The sequence below is a fragment of the Mesorhizobium sp. M1A.F.Ca.IN.020.06.1.1 genome (assembly GCF_004023265.1).
In the GTDB taxonomy this organism is placed as follows: Bacteria; Pseudomonadota; Alphaproteobacteria; order Rhizobiales; family Rhizobiaceae; genus Mesorhizobium.
Window position 1 is genome coordinate 1 of the sequence record NZ_RZSR01000716.1, and the last position, 3,167, is coordinate 3,167.

Consider the following 3,167-nt stretch of genomic DNA (forward strand, 5'->3'; position numbering starts at 1 on the left):
GGCGAGCATGGCGCGAAAGAGATGAGCAGTGCTTTTCATGATCGGACACGAACCTTCGTCGCTCTCGCCACCGGTGAGGCGGCCAACCCCAGGAAGTGCGCCCGTTATCATCCTGTTAGGGTTAATGGTCGGTAAAGGATGGGCCTTAGACTCATCGGCTGCTGGCAAAAAAGCCAATTGTTCTATTGCTTTCGCAGGACGTTCTTTGAGTGCGTTCTAAAAAGTACGCATCCTGATCTTAACGGCTGCGTTACCATAGTTGTTTACGGTCCATCCTCGACTCAAAGTTCGGAGCAGGATGCATGTCCGTTCAGTCCGCGGCCGCAGATGTCGATGTCGACCTGAGACAGCTCTTCGCCAGCCTGGCGAGGAATTGGCTGCGCATTGTTCTCGTCACGCTTGTCGTCACCGGGCTGGCGTTTGCCTTCGCCTGGCTGGCCACGCCGCAATATAAGGCAGTGGCCAAGCTGGAGATCGGGCCGCGCGAATCGATCTTCACGCGGCCGGCCGGCACAACCAGCGACGACAAGCCGGCGACCGATGAGGAGGCTGTAGCCACCGAAGTCCAGATCATGTCCTCGCCCGATATCCTCAAGAAGGTTGCCTCGGACCTCAACCTGGAAAAACTGCCGGAATTCGACGAAGCGCTGAAGATGTCGGCGCTCAGTCGCGCGCTTGTGCTTGTCGGCCTGAAGAGCGATCCCTTCGACATCCCGCCGGAAGAGCGCGTGCTCAAGGCAATGCACGATAAGCTCAACGTCTACGGCGTTGAAAAATCCCGCGTAATTGCCGTTGAGTTCTCCTCGAACGATCCAAAGCTCGCCGCCCAGGTCGCGGACGCCATTGCGCAGGCCTACCTTGCCTCAAAAGGCAGTGCGAAGATGGAATCGAACACCGCCGCCACAGGCTTCCTCGGCCCGGAAATCACCGATCTGCAGAATCGGGTGAAGGATGCCGAAGCCAAGGTTGCCGCCTATCGCGCGCAATCCGACCTGTTGATGGGCGGCAACAATTCGGTGCTCGCGACGCAGCAGCTCTCGGAACTGTCGAGCGAGCTTTCCCGGGTGCGCGCCCATCGCGCCGCCGCAGAGGCGACCGCTGACAGCGTGCGCAAGGCGCTGCAGAATGGCGGCACGCTGGACAGCGTGCCGGAAGTTCTGTCTTCCGAGCTGATCCAGCGCCTGCTCGAGCGGCAGGTAGAGCTCAGGACCAATATTGCCGATCTGTCGACGACGCTGCTCGACAACCATCCTCGCATCCGGGCGCTGAAGTCGCAGCTTGCCGATCTCAATGGCCAGATCCGCAACGAGGCGCAGAAGATCCTCAAGGGATTGGCGACTCAGGCACAGACCGCCAAAGCTCGTGAGGACCAGCTGGTCCAGGAGGTCAACACGCTGAAAGCCGCTTCGGCCCGTGCCGGCGAGCAGCAGGTGGAGCTCGATGCGCTGCAGCGCGACGCCAATGCCCAGCGCCAGCAGCTCGAATCCTATATGGCAAGCTACCGCGAGGCGGCTTCGCGCGCGGACCGCAACTATCTGCCGGTCGACGCCCGTCTGCTTTCGAAAGCACAGGTGCCGACCGAACCGTATTTCCCGAAGATCGGCCCGATCACTGGTGCCGCCGCCGCCGCGTCGCTCCTGCTGATGGCGATCAGCACGCTTCTGAGGGAATTGTTCTCCGGCCGTGCCATGCGTCCGGCCGCCGGAGCCCGATTCGAGCCGATCGAACAGGTGGCGATGCCGGTGGCGCGCACCGAACCGGCGCTCGCCGATGCCGAAGATGAAGCTAGCGACGATTCGGTCGCTGACGAGCGGATCGGGCAGGGCACCGTCATGGAGGCAGCGCCTGCCGAGCCGGTAGATCCACCAGACCCGGCACAGCCCGAAGCGCGCCGGTCATGGCAGCCGAGACTTGGCGAGATCGATGTCGAGAAGGCGGCGGAAAAGCTGATTGCCTCGGGTGCCGCGCGCGCCATCTTTGTCTCCCCGGAAGGTGACGAGGCCGCCGCCACCGCCGTGCTGGTGGCGCGCGAAGTGTCGGATGCGGGCCTCCGGGTGCTCCTGCTCGATCTCACCGCCTCGGGCGCCGCCTCGCGCCCGATGCTGGACAGCGGACTGCTTCCCGGCATCACCAATCTGCTGGCCTCCGAGGCGCAGTTCAGCGACGTCATCCATCCCGATCTCTATTCGGACGCGCATGTGATTCCGGTCGGTACCGCCGATCCTATCCGCGCCATGCGCGCCGCCGACCGGCTGCCGATCATCATGCAGTCGCTGACCACGGCTTACGACCTCGTCGTCGTCGAATGCGGCCCTGCCGACGCACAAGGCATCAGCCGCCTGGTTGGCGATGGCACGGAAGTCTTCCTGTCGATGCTCGAAGCCGATGACGAGGTCACGCAGGCGGCGGTCAAGCTGATCGAGAACGGCTATCCGGACGTCACGCTAGTCACGCCGGTTGGCCATGAACCGGGAGATCCGTTGCCCGGACGCCGGTCGGCGGCCTGAACAGATATCGCCCGCGAAGCCCTCGGATTTGAGTCTCGGGCTGACGGACGACGGTCAGGCGTCGTCCTCGGCAACAATAGGGGCGGCCTGTCCGGCAGCCTTCCGGCGCAAGCTTTTGGTCAGTGTCCACACCGTCGGATTGTTCTTGATGAAGGCCTTCGCCCGCGCGCCTTGCCGCAGCCCTGTGGCTAGCACGCGACCTTTCAGCGTCAGCGGCATCAGCACCTCGAAATGCCGGACCTCAATGTCGCACCAGAGCCGCTTGTAGGGCTCGTCGCCGACCGAGAAATCATAGAGGTCGAAGCCTTGCTCGCAGGCTTCCTGGATGTTGTCGAAGAACAGGAAGTCGCCGGGGCTGGTGAAGGCGAGATCATCCTCGGCGATCGCGCCGAACTCGCAGATCAGGCGCTTGCCTGAGCGGCTGGAGCCGGTAACGGCGCGAAGTTTTCCCGCTACCTCCAGCCCGTGCAGCAGGAAGGATGGCTCCTGCTCGGCAAGCGCATCGGCAAACAGCGCCCGGAAGAAGGCGCGCACGCCTTCATCGCCGAACACGTTGGCGATGCCCATCTTGGCGAAGCGCGCCTGCTTCATGTCGAAGAAAGCGTCGAGCAACCTGTCAACCTCCTTGCGGCTTCGCCCCTCGATACGGCGGAAGCTGCC

Annotated in this window: 2 protein-coding genes; one reads left to right on the forward strand and one right to left on the reverse strand. The window is 63.2% G+C overall.

The genetic code is table 11. The annotated features are described in order from the left end of the window. Positions 1-302 precede the first annotated feature (302 nt). On the forward strand, positions 303-2,507 hold the full coding sequence (locus EOA60_RS25620; RefSeq protein WP_095824731.1) for an exopolysaccharide transport family protein: 2,205 nt from the start codon (positions 303-305) through the stop codon (positions 2,505-2,507). 54 nt (positions 2,508-2,561) lie between these two features. Here the strand turns inward: EOA60_RS25620 and EOA60_RS25625 are convergent. Further along, a partial coding sequence (locus EOA60_RS25625) for a GNAT family N-acetyltransferase (RefSeq protein ID WP_128312101.1) occupies positions 2,562-3,167 on the reverse strand: 606 nt, incomplete at its 5' end.

What these genes read in the sequence shown, in the direction of transcription:
- EOA60_RS25620 (WP_095824731.1), top strand. Translation starts at nt 303, where the DNA reads ATGTCCGTTCAGTCCGCGGCCGCAGATGTCGATGTCGACCTGAGACAG.